Raw genomic sequence first — 26,502 nt, 5'->3', positions numbered from 1 at the left:
TGCAAACCCTCCAGCAGAAATTCCAAACCGAGCTACTCTGAAATTCTGAAGACTAATGCAAAGCGTTTTGGAAATTTTGCCAATGGAAAAACATCAGAATATTTCCCGCAGAAGGTTCCTTAAGTTATCCGGCGGTGCCCTGGCGATTCTTCCGGTTAGCATAATCGCCACTGATCGGGCCAGCGCCCAAATCAAGGCGACCAAGGAATCGGTCAATTACCAGGACACACCGAAAGATGGTAAGAAGTGTGTGGACTGCCAGCTATTTACACCACCCAATGCCTGCATAGTGGTGGAGGGCGATATCAGCCCCGAGGGCTGGTGTAGCCTATTTGTTCTCAAACAGGGCAATGCCACTTCAGACTAAGCTGGCACTCGCAGCTCACCGCGCAGCTTACTGACATCGGCGCGAGGCGGTAGGCCGAACATGCGGCTGTATTCACGGCTGAAATGGGAGGGGCTTTCGTAGCCCACCCGATAACTGGCGGAAGCTGCTTCCAACCCCTCTGAGAGCATCAGGCGGCGTGCCTCGTGCAGACGCAGTTTCTTTTGGAACTGCAGTGGCGACATGCGGGTTATCTGCTTGAAGCTGTGATATAGAGAGGACTCGCTCATATTGGCTTGTTCGGCCAGATCGCTGATACGCAGGGGTTCGGAGAAGCGGTCTTTAAGCACCTCTATCACCCGCGATACCCGGTTAGCCTGGCTGTCCGCCATGGCAAACTTGCGCATGCGCGCACCGATCTCACCCATCAGAGCCCGATAGATAATCTCCCGCCTCGCCATGGGCGCCAGTATTTGCGCGTCTGTAGGATTTCCTGCCAAGTGCACTAAGCGGCTCACTGCATCGAGAATGCCCTGATCCATTTGTGTTACACAGAGGCCGCAGCTGACCTCCGGGCAGTCATAGCCCGCTTCAATGCCGGGAGCCTTATCTCCTAGCTCCAGGACCAGGTCTGCCACCTCTTTGGGGTCAATAATCAACTTTACCCCAAGAAAGGGGACATCCTTGGAGGCCCGCTCTACTCGCCCCAAAATCGGCAAATGTACAGAAGTTGCGACATAACTGAGGGGCATATAGGAAATTTCCCTATCCCCCAACTCCAGGGTTTTGCTGCCCTGGATAATAAAGTTCAGTGAAGGCGTATAGACTGACGAGGCACAGGCGAGCGGCTCATTGCAGCGAATCAAGGCCAAGCCATCCAGCTCAGTCTCCGTCAAGCCTTGCTCTGGTGCCTGACGCATCAGGGTTTGGATCAGTTTTTGCCTGGTCGACTCCAACTCCGCCGGAATAACTTCTGCTACCGCTCTCTCTTCACTACTCATAGTTTTTCCTCGCGCCCGCGTGCCCTGGGCGGCATCAAACAAGGTGGCTGACAGTATACGGAGTTTTAGGCAACTCTCGCAGGATTTTGCAGGATTGGGCAATTACTGTGCAGCAATAGATAACTTACCGTAATCTCCTGCCGTATAAAGCCGTGATAAATTCATTAGTGATTCGCAAACCTAGTTATATATACAGTACTAATTGATTGACTTAAAGGTCTTTCTCAGACTGTCACCTCACTGAGAAAAATAGAAATAGGCAATCAAGCCATAGTTACCGGATATCGCCCCCCTATTGCGCCCTATTAAAGTTGCCTCCCAACTGAGAGGAGTGCCAAACGGCCCCTCTCTTCCGAAGCAAAGGGAGTACACGCGTTATGGTGAAGAAACTTACCGCCACACTGTTCGGCCTCTCCGCACTGGTCCTGGCTGGCTGCGGTAGCGAAGAGCCCACTGGGCAGCAACCGCCCCCTCCGGCCGTAGAAGTTGCCCAGGTTAGCACCGAGGCAACCACTTTGTGGCGCAGTTTTACCGGCCGCGTTGTCGCTCCGGAGACCGTTGAACTACGCCCCCGTGTCAGCGGGTATATCGACCAGGTATCTTTCACTGAAGGCGCCCTGGTAGAGCGAGGTGATGTGTTATTCACTATCGATCAGCGCCCCTACAAAGCCAAACTGCGTGCCGCTGAAGCGGATTTACAGCGGGTACGCAGCGAACTGGCATTCAATACGAAGCAAGCCCGCCGCGCCCAGCAGCTGCTCGACAGTAAAGCCATCTCGCGAGAAGAATACGACCGCCGCATCGCCGCGCGGGATGCCAAGCACGCAGCCCTGAATGCCGCCGAAGCCGCTGTGGAAAACGCGCGCCTCAACCTGCAATACACCGAGGTGACAGCACCTATTAGTGGCCGTGTTAGCCGCGCCCAGATAACCCGCGGCAATCTGGCCAACGCGGATACAACCCTGTTGACCACCCTGGTGTCTGTAGATCCCATGTACGTGTATTTCGAAAGTGACGAGCAGACTTTTGCCGCCAGTCGCAACCTACTTAACAGCGATGCCAGGCCCCCAGTTCATATCGGCTTAGCAGGCGAACACGGCTACCCGCATAAAGGTCAGTTGGATTTTATCGACAACCGCCTCAACAGCCACACGGGCACTATCCAGTTCCGAGCGGTAGTCTCCAACCCCAAAGGCACATTTAAGCCAGGGCAGTTCGCCCGCGTGGAAATGCCTATCGAAGAAATGGCCCAGGCAGTACTGATCGATAGCAAGGCAGTACTCACCGACCAGGATCGCCGCTATGTCTATGTGGTCACGCAGGAGAACTTGACGGAACGTCGCCCGGTAGAATTGGGCCCACGGCAGGGGGAGCGCACGGTAATCCGTAGCGGCCTTCAAACTGGCGAACGAATTGTAGTCAACGGCCTCCAGAAGATCTTCTTCCCCGGCATGCCGGTCGCACCCGAGATGATCGCCCAGCAGGGTCAAGGCAGTAGCGCTCAGGCCGCCGGACACTGAGCCTAGGTGTTTCCACTACTTTTGGACACCGAGTTTTGGGCACCGAACGCCCAACGAATCCTATCAATGGAATCCGAGCGGCCTGAAAGCCGCTTCCCAGGTAGCAGCGTATGAATTTTTCCCGTTTCTTTGTCGACAGGCCCATCTTTGCCTCGGTGCTGTCGATCATTATTTTTGTAGTGGGATTGATTAGCATCCCGTCATTACCAGTCAGTGAATATCCTGAGGTTGTACCGCCCAGCGTGCAAGTAAGTGCCCGCTACCCTGGTGCCAACCCCAAGACGATATCCGAAACTGTTGCCACACCACTGGAAGAAGCCATCAATGGTGTGGAAAACATGATCTACATGAAGTCGGTGGCCGGCAGTGACGGCACCCTCACTTTGAATGTCACTTTTAAACTGGGCACCGACCCAGACCAGGCCCAGGTTCAGGTACAAAACCGGGTATCCCAGGCACTACCCCGTCTACCGGAAGACGTACGCCGCCAGGGGGTAACCACGCAGAAGCAGTCGCCCAACCTGATGATGGCGGTGCATCTGATCTCTCCAGACGACAGCCTCGATGCCACCTATATTCGCAACTATGCGGTATTGCATATCCGCGATGAGCTGTCGCGTATTCCCGGCGTGGGCCTCGCCGCGGTCTTTGGCTCCGGAGACTATGCCATGCGCCTGTGGGTAGACCCGCAAAAAGCGGCGGCCCTGGGCGTGACTGCAGCGGATATCGTCAGCTCAGTGCGTGAGCAAAATGTGCAGGTGTCCGCCGGACAGATCGGCGCCTCACCGATGCCCAATGGCTCTGATTTCCTGATCTCTATCAACGCCAAGGGCCGCCTGCAAAGCGAAGAAGAGTTTGGCAATGTGGTACTGAAGACCGGCAGCGATGGTGAAATCACCCGATTGCGTGACGTGGCGCGGGTTGAACTGGCCTCATCCCAAGACTCTCTACGCGCCTTACTAAACGGCCGCCAGGCGGTCGCCATTCCGATTTTCCAGTCTCCAGGCTCCAATTCCCTGGAAGTCTCCGCTGCAGTACGCGAGAAGATGGCGGAACTGGGAGAACAGTTCCCCGAAGGCCTGGAGTGGAAAGTTGCCTACGACCCAACCGTATTTGTCAGCACTTCCATCAGCTCTGTGATCAAGACCCTGCTTGAGGCGGTATTGTTGGTAGTGCTGGTGGTTATCCTGTTCCTGCAGACCTGGCGCGCCTCCCTGATTCCACTCCTGGCCGTGCCGGTATCCATTGTTGGTACCTTTGCGGTGCTACTGATGCTGGGCTTCTCGATCAACACCCTGACCCTGTTCGCCATGGTACTGGCCATCGGTATCGTGGTGGATGACGCCATCGTGGTGGTGGAAAACGTCGAGCGCAATATCGAGGAGAGACTGACACCCTTAGCCGCTGCCCACCAGGCCATGCGCGAGGTGAGCGGCCCAATTGTCGCCATCAGTTTGGTGCTCTGTGCAGTGTTTGTGCCCATGGCCTTCCTGGACGGCATCACCGGCCAGTTTTACCGCCAGTTCGCCACCACTATTGCCATCGCCACCATTATCTCCGCGATCAACTCCCTGACCCTGTCCCCGGCCCTGGCGGCTACCCTGCTGAAGCCCCACGGTGCCAAGCCGGATATGCCCGCGCGCATTATCGAGCGCCTGTTCGGCTGGTTATTCCGCCCGTTCAACCGCTTCTTCCAGCGCAACTCTGAACGCTACCAGCGGGTGGTGGGCCACAGCCTCAAACGCCGCGGTATCGTATTTGGGGTCTACCTGATATTGCTCGGCGGTACCTTCGCCCTGTTCCAACAGGTGCCCGGAGGCTTTATTCCGGTTCAGGATAAGACCTACCTGGTGGGCAGTATCCGCCTGCCGGAAGGAGCCTCCCTGGATCGCACTGAAGAAGTTGCGCGCCGCGTGAGTGAATTGGCTCTGGAAACAGAGGGCGTTGCCAACGCCGCGGCTTTTGTCGGCTTTAACGCCCTGCAAGGCACCAATACCCCCAACGTGGGCACGGTATTTATCCTATTCGACGACTTCGATGTGCGCGAACGCAGTGCCACCGAAATCGCCGCGGAGCTAAACGGCAAGCTCTCCCAGATCAAGGAAGGCTTCGCCATGACCTTTATGCCACCGCCCATCTTCGGGCTGGGCGCTGGCTCCGGTTACTCCCTCTATGTCCAGGACCGCCGTGGTGCCGGCTACGGTGAGCTGCAAAATGCCACCAATATGCTGGCTGGGGCCTTGAGCCAAGCCAGCGGCCTCAGCTATCCCTTCAGCTCCTACCAGGCCAATGTGCCGCAGATGGACGCCGAGGTAGACCGCCTGCAGGCCAAAGCCCAGGGTGTGCGCATGGACGACTTGTTCGGCACCCTGCAGCTGTATTTCGGCTCCATGTATATCAACGACTTCAACCTGTTCGGTCGTACCTACCAGGTGGTTGCCCAGGCAGATGCGCCTTTCCGCGATGAAGTGCAAGATCTCGACAATCTCTACACCCGCAATATGAATGGGGAGATGGTGCCCATCAGCACCATGGTGACCCTGCGCCAAAGCTACGGACCCGACCCGGTTATCCGTTACAACGGCTATCCCGCAGCCGATTTGATGGGGCAATCCGATCCCAGCATGCTGTCTTCCTCTGAAGCACTGGCGGCGGTTGAGCAGGTAGCCGACCAGGCCCTGCCTCCGGGTATGCAGATTCAATGGACCGACCTCAGCTTCCAGCAGGTTAACCAGGGCAACGCCGCTATGGTGGTATTTCCACTAGCAGTACTGCTGGTATTCCTAGTACTCGCCGCACTCTATGAGAGCTGGGTAATGCCGCTGGCGGTTATTCTGATCGTGCCCATGTGTCTGTTGGCTGCACTATTCGGTGTTTGGGCTACTGGCGGCGACAACAATGTATTTGTTCAGGTAGGGCTGGTTGTATTAATGGGGCTCGCCTGTAAAAACGCCATTCTAATTGTGGAGTTTGCCCGCGAGCTGGAAATGGACGGCAAGGGTACCGTAGAGGCAGCCTTGGAGGCCTGTCGCCTGCGTTTGCGTCCAATCATTATGACTTCCGTAGCCTTTATTGCCGGCGTGGTTCCCCTGGTACTAGCCAGCGGTGCCGGTGCCGAAGTGCGCAACGCCATGGGTATTACCGTATTTACCGGCATGATTGGCGTAACCCTGTTTGGCTTGTTCCTGACCCCAGTGTTTTATGTTGCACTGCGCAAACTTGCCGGTGGCAGCTTGTCCAACACAACAAAAACTAATGAGCCAGCACTGATTCAGGATTCAATGGAACAACCGACGCATAGCTAGAAATACCCCCCAACTTCAAGCCCCCGCTGCGCTCTGCTCGGGGGCTTTTTTTTGCTCTATGGCTCTTCTTTTTTCCAGCGGGCACTGGGGAAAACTAATACATAAAGCCAGGTAAACAGACAGAGAGGCATGCAGAAAAAAATTACGATCACCCCCAGCAGCACACGCATAAAGTCACTGCCCTCTTCATGTTTTTCTGCGCGATCCCACAGATAAGACCGGTAGCAATGATCCGGCCCATCGATGGGGATAAAGGTAAAATTGATCACCCATTCCAAAATCCGCCAATAACGGCGTAAACGTGTCTCCTGCACCCGTGAAAAATAACCGCAACGACCAGAGATAGTGGCATCGGGATTACCTCCGGCAATAGCATTACCGAGCTGATCAATCGCGATGCAGACATTGATTATCCAGCTTCTTCTGGCGCCTCTCATTACACGCTCGTCTAATTAAAAGAAATCCGGCAAGCACTGCCACTCGCCAAGTAATGTATAGACGTATCGAGACAAGAGCAGCCCCCGAGTTGTACAGACCTGTCACTTCAGATAAAAGGGTCGGCTAGACTTCTCACAGGTGGCAAAGAAACCTTTGCCGGCTTAGAAAGTTGTAGGCGCAGGGGTTTCTCCTAAAAAATGTTGCATATCGCCACCATTGCCACCCACTCGGAAAGAATGTTTCCCGTACTCCAGGAATCCGCCAGACGCAATGGCGTATCACTTACCATTCTTGGGCGCGATCACCCCTGGAAAGACTTCTCATCCAAAATGGATATTTTGCTTCCTTTTTTTCAAACGCTGCCTGAGGAGGACATAATCTGCTATCTCGACGGTTTCGACTCATTGATATTACCGTCAGTACGCCTGCTCGAAAAAAACTTTCACTCCTTTGGCAAGGATATTATTTTTTCCAATGACTACCGGCACGATGGTGTTCAGGGGTATTTTGAGAAAAAATTCTTTCCTAACGAACATGTTTTTTCCACGGGAATATTTATTGGAAAAAACAAAGCACTACAAAACCTATTCCAGGCAGCCCGCGGAATGTATCCCAATTACTGCGATGACCAGAAAATACTGCGGCGCTATTATGCGCATCACACTTGTGAGCAGGTGGATATAGATCACGAGGCCAAGTTATTTTATAACTTTGACATGGCCGATCCCAGTTACAACCTGCTCAATCAAGTGGGCCATATTCAGGGAGGAAAAATTTACCTGCTCAACGGGCAGAGTCCCAGCATTATCTCCTTCCCCTGCAGCTGGTTCGCCATTGGTATCAAGAAAAACCTGCATATCCTGCTGGAAAAGCTGGGCTATGACTACTACCCGGAAGTGAATATCAAGGGCACACTTAACGGCTTAAAGTACTATATTGGAACTTCGATAAAAGAAAGCATTAAAACACTGCTGAAGTAACTCAACACTTTTGCCACTTTCTATATTTTCACCCCTGCTTCACCCGGAGAAGTCACGAGCAATATCCATCAATAGAAGCTGTAACTCAATTCAAATGGTGAATAGGGCCCGGCACACCAGTCGCCAGTATCCAATTGATAGCAAGGCACTCCCGCAGCAATGCAATTGTCCAGGTCACCCATATAGGGATCACAAACCAGGCAAAAGCGTGGGAATGCAGTCAGTTCATCGGGCGGAACGGGGCTGTGCTTATAGGAATAATAAATTGCGGTGCCATTTAAATCCTGCCAAAAACCATCGGCACAGCCACCGAGCAGCTGCGCCACAATCAATGACAGTAAAACTTTACTCTTCATAGGAAATACAACGCCTTCCACCGGAAATATCAAAGCAACGGGCACTCTCAGGACAAATTGATCCGGGCGCCAATTCCTCAGAGTCACCGGGGCAACTGGAATGACTGGACCTGCGTGTTGAGGGAGCTGCGGGCATTGCTTGAGAGGGATATGCGCGATATTCCGCATGGCGGGGTATCGGCGCACTGGTTGGGTAGACCACCTGGTTGCGCGTATCCGGGGTACCGCAAGCTGAAAACAGCAAGCTGGTACACAACGCGGCAATGGCTATAGGAAATTTTTTCATGGGCTTGCCTCCGTATCGGCACCACGCGAAACCTAATTCGCGTACTTCGGTAAATGATCGGACGGTGCAGCCACAACCTTGCGCACTACCTTCCCAGACTCGCAGCTTGGTGCTTAGTACACCCTCAGAACCGGGAAAAACCAGGCGGTGGAGTCGTACACCTGGTGAGTGCAATGCCCTTCACACTCATTATTAACAGGCAAGGCCTGAGCAGGCGATGAAACAATCGAGTCGGCTTCGACAAAGCCACCTTCCTGCCCGCTAGCCTGAGCCTCGAAAAAGAAAGGATCTTCCCCTTCCACTTCTTCTGCGGGTAAGAATAAGCAACCCTGCACCGCCAGAGCCGCTACAAGCGGCAGAGCGAATTTCCTTGAAGGCCTCATGATCCGACACTCCACTTTCAGTGTTGCGCTGATAGCTGTCTTTCAAAAAAGTCTAGCCGGCGAGGATTATCCAGCCAGTTGGCGCCAGGTCATTTCTGCGTGCATTTCATTTTTATAAAGTTTTATGCGCCATTTTAGGTACTTTTGTAGGTAACTGGTTAAAAGTTTCTTCCCAGTAAGGCACCTACGAGTCCGTTCTGACTAAAAAAAGCAGAAAGAACTCACAACTTCTTAAAAGCCCAATTTCAGCTGAGTGGTCCCCATAAAAAAAGCGGCCATAGGCCGCTTTTTGAGGGTTGTGCTGTAGCTTATGAATAGGCTATAGCAGCAGGCGCCGCACATCCGCAAGCACACTCACCAGGTAGGTCATAAAGCGTCCGGCATCGCCACCATTGACCGCGCGGTGGTCGTAAGAAAGCGCTAAAGGCAGCATCTGCCGCGGCTCGAAGTCCTCGCCGTTCCACACCGGCTTCACCGCCAACTTGGAAACACCGAGGATGCCCACTTCTGGCGAATTGACGATCGGGGTAAATCCGGTACCGCCAATAGCACCCAGGCTTGAGATGGTGAAACAGGCACCCTGCATCTCGTTGGGCTTCAGCTTGCCATCTCGGGCTTTCAGGGCCATTTCAGTGGCCTCGGCCGCCAGCTCGTACAAGCCTTTTTTATCCACATCGCGGATAACCGGCACCATCAAGCCTTTTGGCGTATCCACCGCCATACCCACATGTACATAGTCCTTGCGCACAATCTGCTCGCCATCGTTGTGCAGGGACACATTGAAGCTGGGCTCTGCGCGCAGGGCCGCGGCTACCGCTTTCAGCAGGAAAGGCACAGGCGTGAGTTTCACACCGCGCTTCTCCGCCTCAGCCTTCATAGACTTGCGGAAGGTTTCCAGCTCGGTGATATCCGCATCATCAAACTGGGTGACATGAGGCACGTTGAGCCAGTTGCGCGACATATTGGCTGCGGTGATCTTGTGGATCTTGCTCATCGGCTCCACGTTCACCGGGCCAAACTGGCTGAAGTCGATATCCGGCATCTTGGCGATACCAATTCCACCGCCGACCGCACCGCTCTCGGCTTTCTTCACCTGCTCGCGGATATAATTGTGTAAATCGTCCTTGGAGACCCGGTTGCGCGGACCAGTGGGCTTCACCTTGTTCAAGGTAACACCCAACTCACGGGCCAATTTGCGTACGGCGGGACCGGCATAAACCTGGGCTGCAGCAGTGAGATTGCGTTCCAGCTGGTAATCTTTCTGCGGCACTGCCGGCGGCTCAACAGATAAAGGGGCCTGCTGTGGAGCACTCTCAACAGGCGCAGCAGCTGCCGGGACTGCGGCTTGAGCTGCCGGGGCGGCGGCACCACCTGCGGCAACCACTTTCAATACACCGAGGGTATCGCCTGTGGAAACCTTATCGCCCTCTTTAACGGCGATAGAAACGACAGTACCGGCGCTGGGGGAAGGGACATCCATGGAGGCTTTATCGCCTTCCACCACAATCAGAGAATCACCCTCTTCGACGGTATCACCGGGTTGCACACTGATCTCGATCACATCAACCGCATCGGCACCGCCCAGGTCCGGGATCTGGATCGTTTCCTCTTTCGGCTCGCCGCTCGCTGCTGCCGCAGGGGCTTCAGCTACAGGCTCTGCCGCCGGCGCAGCGTCTTCCTGGGCGGGGGCTGCAGCGGGCGCCTCTGCCGGTGCTTCCGCGACATCGGTTTCGATCTCGCCAATCACATCGCCTTCAGAGACCTTATCGCCCTCTTTTACGCTGATGCTGAGGATTTTACCGGCCACCGGGGCCGGCACATCCATGGAGGCCTTGTCGCCCTCCACCACAATCAGAGAATCCTCTTGCGCGACGGTATCACCGACGGCAACCGTAATTTCAATCACATCCACCTGATCGGCACCGCCGAGATCAGGCACTTTAATGACTTGTTTTGCCATAGGAGTTCTGCCTTCTCTTAGCTGATGCGCGGGTTAACTTTTTCGGCGTCGATATTGAGCTTCACGATCGCTTCGGACACTTCTTTCGCATCAATCACACCCTGCTTGGCCAATCCATTCAGAGCGGCAATCACCACATAGTTGCGATCCACCTCGAAGAAGCGACGCAACTGCTCACGGCTGTCACTGCGGCCGAAACCATCAGTACCCAGGGTGGTCAAGTCCCCATCGATAAATTCACGCAGGGGCTCCACATAGGAACGGATGTAGTCAGTGGAAGCGATCACCGGTGAGGTATTGCCCTCAAACTGCTCGGTGATCCAGGCTTTGCGCAACTCGGCTTCTGGGTGCAGCATATTCCAACGCGCCACATCCTGGCCTTCGCGAGCCGCTTCCACCGCGGAGGTGAGGCTCCAAACATCGGAGGTCACGCCAAATTGGTCGGCGAGGATATCCGCTGCTGCCAGCACTTCGCGCAAGATAGTACCGCCACCAATCAGCTGCACATGCTTCTTGGCAGTCTTGCCCTTGGCGCCTTTCTTAACGTTGGACTGGAGTTTGTAGATACCGCGAATAATGCCCTCTTCCACGCCCTGGGGCATTTCCGGTTGCAGGTAATTTTCATTCTCGATGGTGATGTAATAGAAGACATTCTTCTGCTCCTCATACATCTCCTTGAGGCCCCGCTGCATAACCACAGCCAACTCGTAACCGTAAGCCGGATCGTAGCTGCGACAGTTGGGGATAGTGGAGGACAGTACATGGCTGTGACCATCCTGGTGTTGCAGGCCCTCACCATTCAAAGTGGTACGACCGGCGGTGGCGCCAATCAGGAAGCCGCGCGCCTGCATATCGCCAGCGGCCCAGGCCAGATCGCCCACACGCTGGAAGCCGAACATGGAGTAGTAGATATAGAAAGGCACCATCGGCACGCCGTGGTTGCTATAGGCCGTAGCCAACGCCATCCAGGCAGACATGGCACCGGCTTCGTTGATGCCCTCCTCCAGCACCTGGCCTTTCTTATCTTCCTTGTAATACATGATCTGGCCGTGATCCACCGGGGTATAGCGCTGCCCTTCAGAAGAGTAGATACCCAGCTGGCGGAACAGGCCTTCCATACCGAAGGTACGGGCTTCATCGGGCACAATCGGCGCGATGTTCTTGCCGATATTCTTGTCTTTCACCAGTGCGGCGATAGCGCGCACAAATGCCATGGTGGTGGAAATTTCGCGCTCGCCGGAGCCTTTGGTCAGCGCGCTGAAGGCATCGAGACCGGGCACTTCCAGTTTTGGGCACTCAATCGGGCGACGGGGAACCGGACCGCCCAGGGTCTTGCGGCGCTCCGCCATATATTTCATTTCCGGGCTATCCGGAGACGGACGGTAGTAAGGGACTTCTTCCAGCTCTTTATCGGTGAGCGGGATGGCAAAACGGTCGCGGAAGCGCTTGAGGGAATCCAGATCCAGCTTCTTCACGGAGTGGGTATCCATCGCCGCTTCACCGGCGGAGCCCAGGCCGTAGCCTTTAACTGTTTGCGCCAGGATCACAGTGGGCTGGCCTTTATGGGCCATGGCTGCCGCGTAAGCTGCGTAGACTTTATAGGGGTCGTGGCCGCCGCGATTGAGCTTCATAATCTCATCGTCGGACATATCCTTGACCAGCTCCAGCAGCTCCGGGTACTTGCCGAAGAAGTGTTCGCGGGTATAGGCGCCGCCGTTGGCCTTGAAGTTCTGCATCTCGCCATCGACCACTTCGTCCATGACTTTCTGCAGAAGCCCCTTGTCGTCTTTCTCCAGCAGCGGATCCCACAGGCGGCCCCAGAGCACCTTAACGACATTCCAGCCGGCACCGCGGAATACACCTTCCAGCTCCTGCACAATTTTACCGTTACCGCGCACCGGGCCATCCAGGCGCTGCAGGTTACAGTTAACCACGAACACCAGGTTTTCCAGTTGCTCACGGCCGGCCAGGGAAATGGCGCCCAGAGTTTCCGGCTCATCACATTCGCCGTCGCCGAGGAAAGCCCACACCTTGCGGTCACCGCGCGGTGACAAACCACGGGCGGACATGTAGCGCATAATATGCGCTTGATAAATTGCCTGAATCGGTCCCAGCCCCATGGAAACTGTGGGGAACTGCCAGTAATCCGGCATCAACCAGGGGTGTGGATAAGAGGAGAGACCGTTGCCGTTCACTTCGCGGCGGAAGTTATCCAGCTGCTCCTCATCGAAGCGTCCTTCCAAGTAAGAACGGGCATAAATACCCGGCGCACTGTGGCCCTGGAAGAAAATCAGGTCGCCGCGCTCTTCACCTTCATTGCCGCGGAAAAAGTAGTTGAAGCCCACATCGTAGAGTGTGGCGGCAGAGGAGAAGCTGGAGATATGACCGCCGAGGTGGTCGTTATTCTGGTTGGCACGCACCACCATCGCCAGGGCATTCCAGCGAATCAGGGAGCGAATACGGCGCTCCATAAATAGGTCGCCGGGCATGCGCTTTTCCGCATTGGGCGGAATGGTATTGCGGTAGGGGGTAGTGATAGCCGCGGGTAGCTGCACACCGACATCGGTAGCGCGATCAGACAGCTGCTTTAGAAGGAAGGCGGCGCGCTCTTTGCCGCTGTAGCGGATAACCGCCTGCAGCGCATCCAGCCATTCCTGCGTTTCGAGGTTATCGGTATCTTCGTGCATCAAATGCTCCTCGGCGAATTAGGCGACGTCGAGTCGGTCTATTTCTCAAAAATCGGTACGCGGGCAAACTACAGCGCAGGCAAAAAAATGCTTCCTTTTTTTCAGGCTTCCGCCAATTCACCGCCGTTGGTGGCGGAAATGCAATGTGTGAATCTTCACCCGATCGCGGCGGAGAGGAAAAGCGGCGCAGTCTGTGCCGCGAGTGCTTAGTTTGACTGTAATTATCTGTTCCGGGCCCCACTCTAACGTGGCGGACAAAGCCCCATTCCCGGTTATTAGCGGAAGTGATTGTAGTATTACTACAAAAAATTTTCCAGATAGGACGGTTAGTAACAAACAAAACAAAACGGCAAAACAATTATTTGCCATTTTGCTGTTTTACCGGAATATTTTATGGAAAGTTTGAGAAATCAAATTACAAAATCGAGTCTCAAATAAAGGTGCCAGTCACAGCTGCACCAGCTCCCCGCCAGATTGGTATTCAGCGTAGACCAAGTAGCGCAGTGGACCACCCGCCTCCATAGCATCGAAGGGATAGCAGGTCACCAGTAGCAGGCCGCGCTCGGCAAAAACCGGCAGACGTTCGCGCGCACTATTTACGATGCGCAGCTCCGTCACCCGATACGTGTGCCAGCGCCCGTCTTCACCCTGCAGGTAAATGCCATTGCCACGCCGCAGGGTTTGCAGCCCGGCAAAGTGCGTATCCCGATGCGCAGCGATTACCGTGGTGCGAAAATCACCGGGCTTACCGGAACCATTAAGCAAGCCGGGACCAAAGGCGAGGGATTCTCCACTGCCTCCCGCCAGCACAATAAAAGGACGCTGGCCCTGCAGCTTGAGTTTGGCCACCGGCCGGGTATCCGCCCAGGGCCAAGGCTTTTGCGGAACCCCGCCCTGCAACTGCTCCTCCCAGGCACTGGCAATCAGCAACTGGGCCAGCTGCGCCTTGGCCAGCAGCCAGGAGGCGGAGCCCAACTGCCACAACCCCACCAGCAGGCACACTGAAAAAAGCAGCAAGCGCATCACTGCGGCGTACTCCCCAGCTGCGCCTCCAAACCACTGTTACAGCGACGCAAATCCGGCACCACCTTACGCAGCAGGCGGCGGATTGCCCCCATCAAATTGGCGCGCATTGAGCGGCCGCGGCGCAACAATGCTGCCAGGCTGAGCAAGCTCAGGGCAGCAAACAGCTGCGCATAAACACCTGTGGCCGTACTGGGGTAGGCCTGGCGCTGCAACACTTGCCCTCTAGGCACCATGTTGGTGAGCGCAGTTTGGGAGAGCTTTTCTTCGGGCTTGCGCACCAGCTCTTCTTCAACCGCGACAAAGCTGGTGTAGGGGCTGGCGAGCTGATGATCCAGGGCGAGCTGTAAAATCTGTGCACGCAGAGCCTGGCCCGCATCGCTCTCCTCACCCAGCTGGGTCTGGCGGTCGCGCAGGGATTCCATTTTTCTGCGCGCCCACAAACTGCCGATGCCCTTGCTACTGGGGGCCTGCTCCAGTGTCAGCGCCAGGTTGCGCACAAACTGCTTACCGGCCATACGCCCACGCAACTGAATGTCCCCCTGCAGCAACTCCCCTTCCACCCTGGCCACCAGCTGCAACGGCTCGCCGCGATAGAGATCGGGGATTCGCTTGGGATAGGCATCCGCCACCACACCCTCGGGCCAGCTCAACTGCAGATCGGTGGCCATAGGGTTTTCCAGCTTGGCGAAAAGGGTCTGCATGCGTCCGCGCAGCTCGGAAAGATCGCCGATAGTGACGAAAGAACCGCGGCCAAACTGGGTAGCTTTACGCATAAAATGGCTGTTAGGTGCCGAGCCAATACCCACCGTAAATAAACGCGCATCGCCCAGGTGTTGGTGGATTAACTCGAACAGCGCCTGTTCATTGCCCACCGCACCATCGGTAATAAATACCACCTGGTGTACCAGGTTGTTGTTATCGGGCAACTGCTGGCCCAGCGCTAAACGTAGCGCAGCAGCCATCTCGGTGCCGCCATCGGCATTTAAGCGTTCCACCTCCCGGCGTGCGCGCTGAATATTCTCCGCACTCGCCGCCAGCGGGCGCGGGAAAAATGCGCGGGGGCTGTTATTAAATTCGATTACATTAAAACGGTCATTACCATCTAGACGCGAGAGCGCCAGGGTAAGACTCTCCTTGGCCTGACGGATAGAGTTGCCAGACATGGAGCCGGAGGTATCGATCACGTAAACCACTTCCCGTGGCAGGCGCTGGGCACGAGTGCCCTCATCTGGTGGCAGCAGCATTAGCTGCAAATAGGTACCGGATTTTTTATCCGCACTTTCCCTACCATCCGCCTGCACACCGGCGTCACTCTCACCAACATGCTCACTAAACAGCGCCGCACGCGGCATGGCCGAGGGCTCCGGCTGCCAATTTAAAAGAAAGTCCCGATCCATTTTTGCCCTGCCCTTGCGCAGACGGATCGAGTAGCGCTCTCCGGCTTTTTCATCGATGGCAATATCGTGATAAGGACTGCCGATTTTCACCAGCGGCAAGCCGCCCTCCAGCTCTACTTCAATGGCAATATTGTGACTGCCCGCCGCTTCCAACTCTGCCGCCGGCTGTATCAACGGGGTTATCGCTGCGGCATCCGGTACCTGATCAGTGGGCAGCGCCCAGCCACTGCTCTGAGTGGCCAGTTCCAGTTCGGTACCACCGAAAGCTTGTGAGGGAATGGGTTCACCGGGGATATAACGGGGAGTCAGGGTGGTTGGTAGTCGCAATGAAAAGACGCCACTGTCATAGACTACTGGCTGTAGATAGCGAATATTCACCTGCACCGTTTCTCCCGGTGCAATATTGGCCACTTTGTTGGTAAACAGGTTGGGGCGCTGCTGCTCTAAAAGAGCCGCGCGCTTACCCGCCGCGCGCGCGGCCTTATAAATCTTTGCCGCCTGTTTGCGCTCGCGCACCTTGCCGACAATACGGCGCTCGCCCAATTGAATCTCGAGACCAGCCACCGCTGCATGCTCGGGCAATGGCAGTGCGTAAACCGCCTCCTGCCAGCTATCGCTGGTATTTTGAAAAGCCTGCTGTAATTGCACTTCCGCAACCAGACCACGCACCACCATTTTGACACTACTGTGCAGGTGCACGGCGGGCACATAGCGGCCCGGCTCCGCGCCAGTGAACAGTAAATCCCCGGCTTGCACATCGTCCAGGGTAACCGGCTCAGCGGTAGCCGTATCATTTTCAGAGACAAGCGCCTGGGCACTGACCTCGGCCCCGATTGCCGCAATGACCACCGCTAATACCACCACAACAAATAACAACCAGCGCCCGGTACCACCGCTCTTCTGGCGGCGGCGGTAATATTCCTCCGTCGGCAACATCAGATCGTCTTTATGAAACCGCTGCCCAAACAACATCACCCTGTTCACTCACTTCCCTCCACTTTTAAATTGGATGTTGAAGTAATTAAACAGGGGCAAGCGGGCGAAAGGCGGCAGGAAAGCGGGCGGGAAAAGGGAGGAATTATGGCGAATTGTGATGGAGGATCAAGTTATACTCACAAACAACAAACACCTGAAAAAATTACATAAGAAAAAATTTTAAGCATCACACCAAGTAACTATAAATACCCTTTAAAATATCCCCATTAGAAATATTACTATTCAGCCCAACAATATATTTAGAGAACAATTCGGCCAACCCAAAAATAAGATGTTAAAGCCAAAGAAAAAATAGCTAAAGCGCCCTACTTTAAAGCCGAGACAGAAAGTAGAGCTCCTCTAGAGCTGCCCCTGATCTTAGCTGTTGTTTTCAATATTAAAGGGAGGGTTTACCCAAAATTCTGGAACCTCTCTAAGCCTATCGCTTTGACTAGAGGGATTAGGTATAGATGGCCCATCCCACCTAAATCCAACTCCATTATTAAAATAATTCAAGTTCTTTACATTCGAGCATGTTACCCCATTTGGATGCTTTCCTTTACTTCTACTCGCCCAATCCTGAGCAACCTCTAGAATCTCAGCGGGAGTAACATCTTGGTAATTAAGAACTTTAGTATATATCAGATCCTCACCAATCAATTTATTAAACCGAATTGCCTCACTAACCACAACACACATTGATGCAAAAGCTTTCCAAACCTCCTTAAGCTTCCCGCCATCTCTATGCTTATGCAGAGTATATATATTCCCTTCTATTTTCTGCCAGCTAAGCTTAAGGTCATTTTCTTTAGATTCATCATCTACAAATTGTAATGACCTATAGTCCCCCTTATCAACAAAAATAAATCTATTATTATCTTTAGGGAGCCCACAATCTCCCGTATAAAACACCTCATTCTTATTGTTTTCAAAGGCGATTAGATATAAATCCTTCATTCGCATATGCAGCCTCAATCTCAAATCAAAACTGTACACGAAATCAAAATATACCCTTCCCTCCCCCGCCCTAAAGGACTTATTCCTAAACAAGAATGCATAACGCCTTATATCGGCAAGATAACGCTCCTTAGTAAACCATAACTCATGTACAGCAGGCATAACCACCTCTAACAGTATTAAATTAAGAGAATCCTATCAAAACAGCCCCATCAAATCTGGTAATTTTAATTACAAACAAATACAAATCACAACAAATGTGCAAACCCTCTCTATGAAATTTATAAAACCCTTAATAACTTCAAGAAGGTCACACCAACCACAGTGAAATAGCAACTCCTCCTGATATAACACATGAAATTGAAAATCTAGAAATTCAGCATTAAAAGATGAAAGCCAGCATTCACAACCCAGACATTTTTTGACATATTTATGTGCGAATTTTTTCAAACTAATCACACCCAACTATTTTATTAATCTAAAGGTAACCTCCCAAGATATTCAAACACCACCTTCCACCCCAAAAACAAGCACAAAAAAACCGGCGCAAGCGCCGGTTTTTTTATCAATCAATCTGATATCAGTCGACCAGACCATAATCCTTACGCAATACTTCAAGCAATTCCGCTTTGGGATTATCGGATATCTCCAATTTCTTACCAATAATCTTCTCAGCAATACCAATATAAGTATTAGAGAGATCCATCAGCATGGATTCCGGCAGCTCGTTGTCGCGAGCCAGTGCCAGGCGCTCATCCATGCGGTCTTTGTTTAGCGGGATATCGGCATCGGGGAAGTGATTGAGCAGGGCCTGGCGGAAACCCTCTTTGGATTTTTCCACAACCTTGCCCGCGCGATACTGTTCGCCGTCCCAGATACGGGAGGAGTCAGGGGTACCCACTTCGTCCATATAGATCAGCTTTTCTTTACCATTGGCATCGGTGACATAGCCGAACTCTTAGGATGCCTAAAAGACATTTCATAATTTTTTAAAGTAATCAATATCCAGGAAATATAGAAAAAAGCTCTGCAAGAAGATAAATAGCGGCCTCACCTGACTACCAAGCGATGATAGCTCCCGCGCCATACAAAAGCTCTCTCAGCTTTCCAGCGTCACACATATCTTCTAAGCTTTCTGCCATCTTGTTGCGAAGTTTCTTCTATTCTTACGGCGAGAGCAAATCAGATCAATTTCACGGTGGACAAAAGTATAGCGTGACGGGTCAGAATCCGTATATTTTTCATACACTAGACGTCAAATTTTTGTATTTTCAAAGGTAATATTAAGTGGTGGCTGCTATAAATTTACTTCTGCTAGTAAGGCCAAAGTAACGGTGCTTCTCAATGGAATACCCCCGCCATCGACCACCACCACCCACTTTGTACCCTTGCCCTGCTTAGTTTTTCTGACTTCTGCTCCCCTTTTTTACTGGAGAAAAGCTGCCATCCGAGAAAAATTCTTCCCAGTTAAGAAGGGATCTTTGATCGAGCTATCCGAGATAGTTTTCGCCAAACCTCCAACCAAGTGCCTTGTTCTTCTCAAAAATGGAGCCCTCTCCACCAAATACTCAGCGATGTGTAGGATAGAGGCAGCCCCTTCCATCGTACCCCTGAACACAAAATCCATAAGACACCTTCAAAACATGCACGGTTATCAATGGGTTTAGGGCCACTTTTTCCACATTTTAGCTTGGGAAGGCAAGGCTCAATCAATTCCCATTGGGTGTCGGTTGATTCTGACTTAATTCTGCTCACACTTGCTGGTCTTATCATTCCATGAAGCCACAAGAATAACCGATTTCAAGTTATGAAACAGCTTCTAGTAGATTAGTAGATGTTCTTAAACGCCAAGAGAACACTTATTCAACATACCACCATCTCAAGCATGAAAAACTAACATCAAGGGCTGGTTGCCAGCACCAAATTCTATATCAGCAGCAGTTAGAGTTTACATTTCCACTGAAGGCAAATGATACATAAAGCAAATGAATTAAAAATAAAGCTATAATCTACTTCGCCACCCAAAATATTCAATATAATTTGAATACGAAATCACTATAATTCATTTGATATAAGCTGTAATCATCTATTATCCATTAATTATTCACCCCCCCTGTTTTCACTTATATAATCTAGCAACCTAAAGCAACAAGCCAGTGTCAGATAATTAATAACGGAGTATTAATATGACCAGATTAAAAGCACAGAAAATATGGGATAATCACCCCTACCCAGACTACCCATGCAGCACAGAACACTTTGGAAATCAGTGCGCAATAAGGATGGGGGTAGCCCTTGAAAAGTCAGGAGTTGATACCAGCTCATTCGATAAGATGTACCCAAATCGAAGATGCTATAAGGGATTAAACCACAACCCCAAACACATCCTCTCCGCCGAAGAGATGGCTTACTGGATGAAAGCCAATACGAAGTTATTTGGGAGCCAAAAAACTTATACGAAAGCCACCTCAGCCAATTTTATTGGAAAAAAGGGGATTGTTTTTATTATGAATGGCTGGGGGTCTACCGATCATATTGATATCTGGATCGATAATGAGATGAAGGGTGGATCTCCTTATTATTTCGGCCTAGGCGAAAGGGTTTGGTTCTGGGAACTCGATTAATGCGAAATTTAACTTTCATCCTTATTACGCTTCTGACCGCAGCTTGCAATGCAAGCGATAAAAAAGTTACAGATCGAGCAGAAATTGAAGGTCATTCTTTAATCTTAGAAACTGACAAAGGTATATGTATATTACACATTAAAGATAAAGAACTTTTCAGCTCCAAGGCTCTTGATATTGCACCACCTTGCTTTTTTTTACGCCAAGGAACTCAAGAACCTCAATCCTTTTCCTACCCTGATAACGACATTTTATCTGTAATAATGGTAGTCGGCTCACCAGCCCCCCAAGAAAAGAGAGAAAGATGGGGAATTAGGGAGGAAACTATATGTGGGGAAAATCGACAAGGTATTCTATTTAAGGAATCAGGAGAGGTAGTAGCTGGAAAAACGCTTAAGGGTGGACTGGTGTGCAAAGACAAGGGAGCAGATGAAAAAGATTTTTGGTACCTAGCTCATTAGAGACAAGAAGATCTTTAAATTAGAATTCAGGTTTTCCCCGGCCTCATCATTTTTAGTGAGTACTCTGCTTAGCCTGTAATACTGACATTTTTCTAATTGCACTCTATCCTCAGCCAGTATTGGGCACAAAAAAACCGGCGTAAACGCCGGTTTTTTCTCAATCAATCTGATATCAGTCGACCAGACCATAATCCTTACGCAATACTTCAAGCAATTCCGCTTTGGGATTATCGGATATCTCCAATTTCGTACCAATAATCTTCTCAGCAATACCAACATAAGTATTAGAGAGATCCATCAGCATAGATTCTGGCAGCTCATTGTCTCGAGCCAGAGCCAGGCGCTCATCCATGCGGTCTTTGTTTAGCAGGATATCGGCATCGGGGAAGTGATTGAGCAGGGCCTGGCGGAAACCCTCTTTGGATTTTTCTACAACCTTGCCCGCGCGATACTGTTCGCCGTCCCAGATACGGGAGGAGTCCGGGGTACCCACTTCGTCCATATAGATCAGCTTTTCTGCACCATTGGCATCGGTGACATAGCCGAATTCAAACTTGGTATCGACAAAGACCTGGTCGAGTTTTTCCAGCTCGGCGGAGATCAAATCGAAACCTTCTTTCAGTAACTTCTCGTACAGATCGATATCGCCCGCACTGCGGAAGCCGAAGGCCGCGAAATTATCTTCGATATTCTTGCGGGTGACATTGACGTCATCTGCTTCCGGCACGCCGGGGATGCCCTTGAGAATACCTTTGCTGGAGGGGGTAATCAGCAATTCTGGCAGCTTCTGGTCTTTCTGCAGGCCATCGGGAATTTCAATGCCGCAGAACTCGCGCTCGCCCTTTTGGTAAGAGCGCCACATAGAGCCGGTAATGTACTGGCGGGCGATAGCTTCGATCATCACCGGACGCGCCTTCTGTACGATCCACACCAGCGGATGCGGGATATCCAGAATATGGCTGTCGGCCAGACCCTGCTCTTTAAACCGCTTAAACCAGTGGTTGGAAATCGCGTTCAATGCCGCACCCTTGCCGGGTACACCGCGCATGCCGCCCTCGCCGGTCCAGATGCAGTCGAATGCGGAAATGCGGTCAGAAATCACCATTACCGCGAGAGGGGTATCCGGGGAAACCGGGTAGCCTTTTTCCTCAATCAGGCGGCGGCTATCTTCTTCGCTCAGCCAGTAAACGGAACGGACCTTGCCGCTGTGGACAGGCTTGTCGGTACGGATCGGCAGGTCATTATTGACCGCTAGAACTTTGTCAGCCAGGCTCATGGGCTCTCACCTATTCAAAGGAGCAAATAAAAGAAAGCGCGGCATTCTAGCAATGGCCCGCGTCGATACAAAGAAAAGAAGTTGGCAGAGAGCCCCTGAACAATTCCGTGATGCCTCTGGCTTTCAGGCCGGTTACAGGCAGGGCTCGGCTGCGCAGGAGTGCCTAGACGTTTCAATAAGTCGCAACGCAGAGTGTGACCCGCTCTTAAAGCTCTATAGGGCGGGCCAGGTATTGCGAAATAACAATGGCCCAGAGGTTCCCCACTGGGCCCGCTAGCATTACTCCGATATACGCTTGGCCTCCCACTCGGCCTGGTGCTCGCTGGTGGGCCAGGCACTCATAATGGCCTTAAGCAGGGTCGCCAGCGGAATAGCGAAGAAGACGCCCCAGAAGCCCCAGATACCGCCGAAAAACAATACCGCCAGGATAATTGCCACCGGGTGCAGATTGACAGCCTCGGAAAACAGCAGTGGCACCAGCACATTGCCATCGAGCAGCTGGATAATGCCGTAGGTCATAATCAGGTAGAAAAACTCATTGCTCCAACCCCACTGGAACAGGCCAATGGCCGCCACCGGGATGGTCACCACCGCCGCGCCGATATAGGGAATCAATACACTCAGGCCCACCGCCACCGCCAGCAGCAGGGCGTAATTGACCCCCAGCAACAGGAAGGCGGCATAGCTCACCGCCGCCACTATGCCGATCTCCACCACTTTGCCGCGCACATAGTTGGCCACCTGATCGTTCATCTCGTGCCAGATCTGATGCAGCATGGGGCGTTGCTTTGGCAGGAAAGAGGTACACCAGCGGATCAGCTGGTCGGAGTCCTTCAGGAAGAAAAACACCAGGATCGGCACCACCACCACATAAATCAGCAGGCCGGCAAAAATGGGCAGGTTGGTGAGAGAGAAAGCCAGCAGGGTCTGCCCCATGCCACCCAGCTCTTTGCCGAGGGTATTAAAAACCTCGTCGATCTGCGCCGCAGAAATCAGGCGCGGGTAGCGCTCCGGCAGTAGCAACAACAGCTCCTGGCCGCGCTGCACCATATTCGGTAACTCCGCACCGAGGCGCACCAGCTGGCGCCAAATAATCGGTAGCACCACAAATAGCAGGCCCACGATAGTGCCCACCAATACCAGGCAGGAAAGTGTTACCGCGAGCCAATGGGGCACCCGCCAGGACTTCAACTTTTGCACCATGCCCTGCATCAGGAAGGCGATTACCAGGGCCGTAAGCACAGGCGCCAGCACACCGCCGAGCGTGGCCAGTACCACCAGCGCTACGGTGAGCAGCAGCACGAGCAACACCACTTCTTCCTGACTGAAGTAGCGGTTCACCCAGCCTTTAACAATCGACAACATAGACTCTCGGGATTGATTCTTCATTTGCCAGCGTACAGCCAATATAGAAAGGTATTATCACGCCTCTCGGCGCGCAGCAGGGGCCTGCCACTCAGTGCGGCAAAGCTGTGAAAATCGCGCCAGGAACCCTCATCGGTAGCCATCACACACAGTAAGGTCCCCGCCTCGTATTGGCGCAGGGCCCTGCGCATAGCCAGCAGAGGCTGGGGGCAGGGCAACTGGCGGGCGTCCACCGTTACCGCCGCATACCAGTCCGGCACAGGGTTTTTATCAACGGTATCGGAAGGGGGCACGGCCATTGGCTATCTGGTCACAAGCTTTACAGAGCCGCGGATTATAACGCGTAATCTGCGCCAGTTACCGACAATGCTTAACCCTTTTTAACCTTCCCGCTGGCGCCGGCCAGAACCTTTACCGCCCCACCCTGTCTAATCCTCGACAGTTCAACGGGGTTGCGTATAGAGTTGGACTATAGATCCTTCATGGACAGACCGAGCAGTAATCAAAATGACTGATCCCCAAAAAAGCCTGCCTCGTCGATCAAACAAAGCGCCTCTCTCACTGCGATTGCGCAATACCCTAAAGGCACTCGGCTTAGGCCTGTTGCTCGGCAGCACTCCCATTGCAGCCACCGCTGACTCTGAGGGAATCCGCCTGCCGGAACTTGGAGACAGCACCAGCGGCCTGGTATCCCCCCAGCGCGAGAAAGAACTGGGGCAAATGTGGCTACGTATATTTCGCAGCCAGGTTAAGACTTCCTCCGATGCACTGCTGCAGCAGTACGTCGAAAAAACCGTTAAGGGCCTGGCCGAATACAGCCCCCTGGAGGACAAGAATATTGATGTGGTCGTGGTAAATAATGAAACCATGAACGCATTTGCGGTACCCGGTGGCATTATGGGTATTCACACCGGTCTCTTCCTATTTGCGAAAAACGAAGATCAGTTTGCTTCGGTGGTCGCCCACGAACTGGGCCACCTCAGCCAGCGCCACTACGCCCGCTCCCTCGAAGCCCAGCGCAACAACACCCTGCCCACCCTGGCCGGCATGCTCGGCGCCCTGGTACTCGCCGCCACCGCCGGTGGCGAAGCGGGCCTCGCCGCCATAACCGCAACTCAGGCCGCAGCGCTCGACAGTCAGCTGCGCTTTAGCCGCAAGAATGAACAGGAGGCCGATCGGGTCGGTATCGAAACCTTGGCAAGATCCGGCCGCGATCCAGATGCCGCCGGCGAGATGTTCGAGCAGATGCTCAAAGCCACCCGCTATTACCGCCGTCCACCAGAGTTCCTGCTGACCCACCCAGTAACAGAGAAGCGTATCGCCGACGCCAAGCTGCGCTCCCAGCGCATGGAGGATGTCGAACCCAGCGATAGCCGCGACTACCATATGATGCGCGCGCGAATCCGACTGGCCACTGAAGCCACGCCACAGCAGGCCGTTAAACGCTTCCAAGCCGAGCTTAATGGTATCCATGACAACGAAGATGCCGCCCGCTACGGCCTGGCATTGGCACAAATCGCCGCAGGAAGGCCGGATTCCGCTCTGGACACCCTGCAGCCGCTCCTCGATAAGGAGCCCTCCAAAGCCGCTTTTGTCCTGGCGCGCGCAGATATTGACCTAGTGCGCCAAGACTATTCAGGCGCCACCCAGCGCTTACAGCAGGCACTGGACCGCAACCCCGGCGACCACGCCCTGGTGATGGGGCTCGCCAACGCTCATTTTAAAGCGGGCAACTATCTGGCGGCAGAGCGCATGCTGGCCAAATACAGCCGGGTGCGCAAGAAAGACCCCGCCGTATGGTACCTATTGGCCGAGACCCATGGCTTGGCCGGGGATATCGTCGGGGTGCACGAGGCACGAGCCGAATACTATATTTTGATCGGTGTTTTCGATAAGGCCCTGCAGCACCTGCGCCACGGCATTCGCATGACCAAAGACGACTATCAAACCAATGCCATCCTGAAACAGCGCCTTAAAGACGTCATCAAGATGCAGGAAAAAGCCAAGGAGCTTTAACCTCACCCATTAACAATACAAACAAAGCACAAACAAAAAGAGCGGCCTCTAGCCGCTCTTTTTTATTGGCACTGGAGCCCGCTAGGCGCCTTTAACCCTTGCGGAAATCCAGCATTCTCTGCAGCGGGATCATCGCCTTACGGCCCAGCTCCGCATCTACAAAGATCTCGTTATCACCGCGCTCCAACACCCCACACAAATTCTCCAGGGAGTTCATCGCCATCCAAGGACAGTTCGCACAGCTGCGGCAGGTGGCGCCAGCTCCAGCAGTAGGGGCAACCATCAACTCTTTATCCGGGCACTCCTGCTGCATCTTGTAGAAGATGCCCTGGTCGGTCGCCACGATAAAGCGCTTCTCTGGGCGGGTCTTGGCTGCATTGATTATCTGCGAGGTGGAACCCACCACATCCGCCAGTGCAACCACCGAGGCAGGGGATTCCGGGTGCACCAACACTACGGCATCCGGGTAGAGCGCCTTCAGGTCCTCCACACCTTTCGCCTTGAACTCCTCGTGCACAATACAGGAGCCATCCCAAAGCAGAACATCCGCACCGGTTTCACGCTGCACATAGCCACCGAGATGCTTATCCGGGGCCCACAGGATTTTTTCACCGTTGGCATCCAAATGGTCCACTACATCCAAGGCGATACTGGAGGTAACCACCCAGTCCGCTCTCGCCTTCACCGCCGCAGAGGTATTGGCATAGACAACGACCGTTCGATCCGAATGCTGATCACAGAACTCGGAAAACTCATCCGGGGGGCAGCCTAAATCCAGGGAGCAGGTAGCCTCTAGGGTGGGCATTAACACACGCTTATTCGGCGTCAGGATCTTGGCGGTCTCGCCCATAAACTTCACACCGGCCACCACCAGGGTATCGGCGCTATGCTTGGCACCAAAGCGGGCCATCTCCAGAGAGTCAGATACACAGCCACCAGTCTCTTCGGCCAAAGCCTGGATTAATGGGTCTGTGTAATAGTGAGCCACTAACACGGCATTCTGCTCTTTAAGCAGACGCTTGATACGCTCGCGCCAGGCTTGCAACTCCTCCTCACTGTACTGAGACACAACCGGCTCCGCCAAGTGCGCCTGCACCAGGGAGAGGGAATCTACCGTTTCTGCAACAACGGACTTTTGGGTCATGGCTAACTACCACCAGCGAA

At 53.3% G+C, this 26,502-nt stretch carries 23 protein-coding genes and 1 pseudogene; 8 read left to right on the top strand and 16 right to left on the bottom strand.

Going from position 1 to position 26,502, the window contains the following annotated elements; genetic code table 11:
• Window positions 1-82 precede the first annotated feature (82 nt).
• Complete coding sequence (locus ACJJIJ_RS00725; protein WP_444883830.1) at window positions 83-367, top strand: hypothetical protein; 285 nt, start codon at window positions 83-85, stop codon at window positions 365-367.
• Here ACJJIJ_RS00725 and ACJJIJ_RS00720 read toward each other — a convergent pair.
• Window positions 364-1,326, bottom strand: a complete 963-nt coding sequence (locus ACJJIJ_RS00720; RefSeq protein WP_444888064.1) for an AraC family transcriptional regulator — start codon at window positions 1,324-1,326, stop codon at window positions 364-366. The two genes, ACJJIJ_RS00725 and ACJJIJ_RS00720, sit on opposite strands and share 4 nt — an antisense overlap.
• Window positions 1,327-1,703: 377 nt before the next feature.
• On the opposite strand from ACJJIJ_RS00720, the gene ACJJIJ_RS00715 reads away from it, so the two are divergent.
• Together ACJJIJ_RS00715 and ACJJIJ_RS00710 are read left to right on the top strand one after the other, a co-directional pair.
• Window positions 1,704-2,846 carry an efflux RND transporter periplasmic adaptor subunit gene (locus tag ACJJIJ_RS00715; protein WP_444899034.1) on the top strand — a complete coding sequence of 381 codons (1,143 nt, stop codon included), beginning with the start codon at window positions 1,704-1,706 and terminating at the stop codon, window positions 2,844-2,846.
• Window positions 2,847-2,956: 110 nt separating this feature from the next.
• On the top strand, window positions 2,957-6,151 hold the full coding sequence (locus ACJJIJ_RS00710) for an efflux RND transporter permease subunit (RefSeq protein WP_444938385.1): 3,195 nt from the start codon (window positions 2,957-2,959) through the stop codon (window positions 6,149-6,151).
• 56 nt (window positions 6,152-6,207) lie between these two features.
• On the opposite strand, the gene ACJJIJ_RS00705 is transcribed toward ACJJIJ_RS00710, so the two are convergent.
• Window positions 6,208-6,588, bottom strand: a complete 381-nt coding sequence (locus ACJJIJ_RS00705) for a hypothetical protein (RefSeq protein ID WP_252084645.1) — start codon at window positions 6,586-6,588, stop codon at window positions 6,208-6,210.
• A 198-nt stretch (window positions 6,589-6,786) separates the two neighbouring features.
• Between ACJJIJ_RS00705 and ACJJIJ_RS00700 the strand changes: the two genes are divergently transcribed.
• Complete coding sequence (locus ACJJIJ_RS00700) at window positions 6,787-7,569, top strand: glycosyltransferase domain-containing protein (protein WP_444938384.1); 783 nt, start codon at window positions 6,787-6,789, stop codon at window positions 7,567-7,569.
• A 68-nt stretch (window positions 7,570-7,637) separates the two neighbouring features.
• Here ACJJIJ_RS00700 and ACJJIJ_RS00695 read toward each other — a convergent pair whose 3' ends face one another.
• The 7 genes from ACJJIJ_RS00695 to ACJJIJ_RS00665 all read right to left on the bottom strand — a co-directional run bounded on the left by ACJJIJ_RS00695 (window position 7,638) and on the right by ACJJIJ_RS00665 (window position 16,600).
• Entirely contained in the window at window positions 7,638-7,925 is a 288-nt protein-coding gene (locus ACJJIJ_RS00695; RefSeq protein WP_252084643.1) for a hypothetical protein, read from the bottom strand.
• Entirely contained in the window at window positions 7,915-8,211 is a 297-nt protein-coding gene (locus ACJJIJ_RS00690; protein ID WP_444938383.1) for a hypothetical protein, read from the bottom strand. Before ACJJIJ_RS00690 ends, ACJJIJ_RS00695 begins: the two co-directional genes overlap by 11 nt.
• Window positions 8,212-8,324: 113 nt before the next feature.
• Complete coding sequence (locus tag ACJJIJ_RS00685) at window positions 8,325-8,594, bottom strand: hypothetical protein (protein WP_444883824.1); 270 nt, start codon at window positions 8,592-8,594, stop codon at window positions 8,325-8,327.
• Window positions 8,595-8,913: 319 nt separating this feature from the next.
• Window positions 8,914-10,554, bottom strand: coding sequence for a dihydrolipoyllysine-residue acetyltransferase (gene aceF, locus ACJJIJ_RS00680; protein WP_444938382.1), 1,641 nt, complete (start codon window positions 10,552-10,554; stop codon window positions 8,914-8,916).
• A 17-nt stretch (window positions 10,555-10,571) separates the two neighbouring features.
• Window positions 10,572-13,241 carry a pyruvate dehydrogenase (acetyl-transferring), homodimeric type gene (gene aceE / locus ACJJIJ_RS00675; RefSeq protein WP_252084639.1) on the bottom strand — a complete coding sequence of 890 codons (2,670 nt, stop codon included), beginning with the start codon at window positions 13,239-13,241 and terminating at the stop codon, window positions 10,572-10,574.
• Window positions 13,242-13,688: 447 nt separating this feature from the next.
• Complete coding sequence (locus ACJJIJ_RS00670) at window positions 13,689-14,264, bottom strand: class GN sortase (protein WP_444939548.1); 576 nt, start codon at window positions 14,262-14,264, stop codon at window positions 13,689-13,691.
• Window positions 14,264-16,600, bottom strand: coding sequence for a marine proteobacterial sortase target protein (locus ACJJIJ_RS00665; protein WP_444938381.1), 2,337 nt, complete (start codon window positions 16,598-16,600; stop codon window positions 14,264-14,266). Before ACJJIJ_RS00665 ends, ACJJIJ_RS00670 begins: the two co-directional genes overlap by 1 nt.
• A gap of 12 nt (window positions 16,601-16,612) precedes the next feature.
• On the opposite strand from ACJJIJ_RS00665, the gene ACJJIJ_RS00660 reads away from it, so the two are divergent.
• Entirely contained in the window at window positions 16,613-16,810 is a 198-nt protein-coding gene (locus tag ACJJIJ_RS00660) for a hypothetical protein (RefSeq protein ID WP_444938380.1), read from the top strand.
• A gap of 207 nt (window positions 16,811-17,017) precedes the next feature.
• Here ACJJIJ_RS00660 and ACJJIJ_RS00655 read toward each other — a convergent pair whose 3' ends face one another.
• The 3 genes and pseudogenes from ACJJIJ_RS00655 to ACJJIJ_RS00645 form a co-directional block, all read right to left on the bottom strand.
• Entirely contained in the window at window positions 17,018-17,758 is a 741-nt protein-coding gene (locus ACJJIJ_RS00655) for a ribosome-inactivating family protein (RefSeq protein WP_444938379.1), read from the bottom strand.
• 418 nt (window positions 17,759-18,176) lie between these two features.
• Window positions 18,177-18,554, bottom strand: a pseudogene (locus ACJJIJ_RS00650) (phosphoribosylaminoimidazolesuccinocarboxamide synthase); the annotation flags it as partial.
• Window positions 18,555-19,135: 581 nt separating this feature from the next.
• Window positions 19,136-19,369 carry a transposase gene (locus tag ACJJIJ_RS00645; protein WP_444891287.1) on the bottom strand — a complete coding sequence of 78 codons (234 nt, stop codon included), beginning with the start codon at window positions 19,367-19,369 and terminating at the stop codon, window positions 19,136-19,138.
• 413 nt (window positions 19,370-19,782) lie between these two features.
• On the opposite strand from ACJJIJ_RS00645, the gene ACJJIJ_RS00640 reads away from it, so the two are divergent.
• On the top strand, window positions 19,783-20,220 hold the full coding sequence (locus ACJJIJ_RS00640; RefSeq protein ID WP_444891288.1) for a T6SS effector amidase Tae4 family protein: 438 nt from the start codon (window positions 19,783-19,785) through the stop codon (window positions 20,218-20,220).
• Window positions 20,220-20,681: a hypothetical protein gene (locus ACJJIJ_RS00635; RefSeq protein WP_444938378.1), complete on the top strand. Its 462-nt coding sequence runs from the start codon at window positions 20,220-20,222 to the stop codon at window positions 20,679-20,681. Before ACJJIJ_RS00640 ends, ACJJIJ_RS00635 begins: the two co-directional genes overlap by 1 nt.
• Before the next feature lie 172 nt (window positions 20,682-20,853).
• Here ACJJIJ_RS00635 and ACJJIJ_RS00630 read toward each other — a convergent pair whose 3' ends face one another.
• The 3 genes from ACJJIJ_RS00630 to ACJJIJ_RS00620 form a co-directional block, all read right to left on the bottom strand.
• Window positions 20,854-21,957, bottom strand: coding sequence for a phosphoribosylaminoimidazolesuccinocarboxamide synthase (locus ACJJIJ_RS00630; protein ID WP_444938377.1), 1,104 nt, complete (start codon window positions 21,955-21,957; stop codon window positions 20,854-20,856).
• Between the two features lie 279 nt (window positions 21,958-22,236).
• The gene (locus ACJJIJ_RS00625; RefSeq protein ID WP_252085962.1) at window positions 22,237-23,322 is read right to left on the bottom strand and encodes an AI-2E family transporter; all 1,086 of its coding nucleotides are present in this window, start codon (window positions 23,320-23,322) and stop codon (window positions 22,237-22,239) included.
• 20 nt (window positions 23,323-23,342) lie between these two features.
• Window positions 23,343-23,621, bottom strand: a complete 279-nt coding sequence (locus tag ACJJIJ_RS00620) for a sulfurtransferase TusA family protein (RefSeq protein WP_444938376.1) — start codon at window positions 23,619-23,621, stop codon at window positions 23,343-23,345.
• Window positions 23,622-23,829: 208 nt separating this feature from the next.
• Here ACJJIJ_RS00620 and ACJJIJ_RS00615 point away from each other — a divergent pair, with 208 nt between their 5' ends.
• A complete protein-coding gene (locus ACJJIJ_RS00615; protein WP_252084633.1) occupies window positions 23,830-25,338 on the top strand; it encodes a M48 family metalloprotease in 1,509 nt (502 codons plus the stop codon).
• Between the two features lie 91 nt (window positions 25,339-25,429).
• Here ACJJIJ_RS00615 and nadA read toward each other — a convergent pair whose 3' ends face one another.
• A complete protein-coding gene (nadA, locus tag ACJJIJ_RS00610; RefSeq protein ID WP_252084632.1) occupies window positions 25,430-26,482 on the bottom strand; it encodes a quinolinate synthase NadA in 1,053 nt (350 codons plus the stop codon).
• Between the last annotated feature and the right edge of the window lie 20 nt (window positions 26,483-26,502).

The organism is Microbulbifer mixtoriginis (SeqCode), from assembly GCF_052467945.1.
Note: the sequence above shows the minus strand (reverse complement) of the source record. Positions and strands in the feature narration are given on the sequence as shown.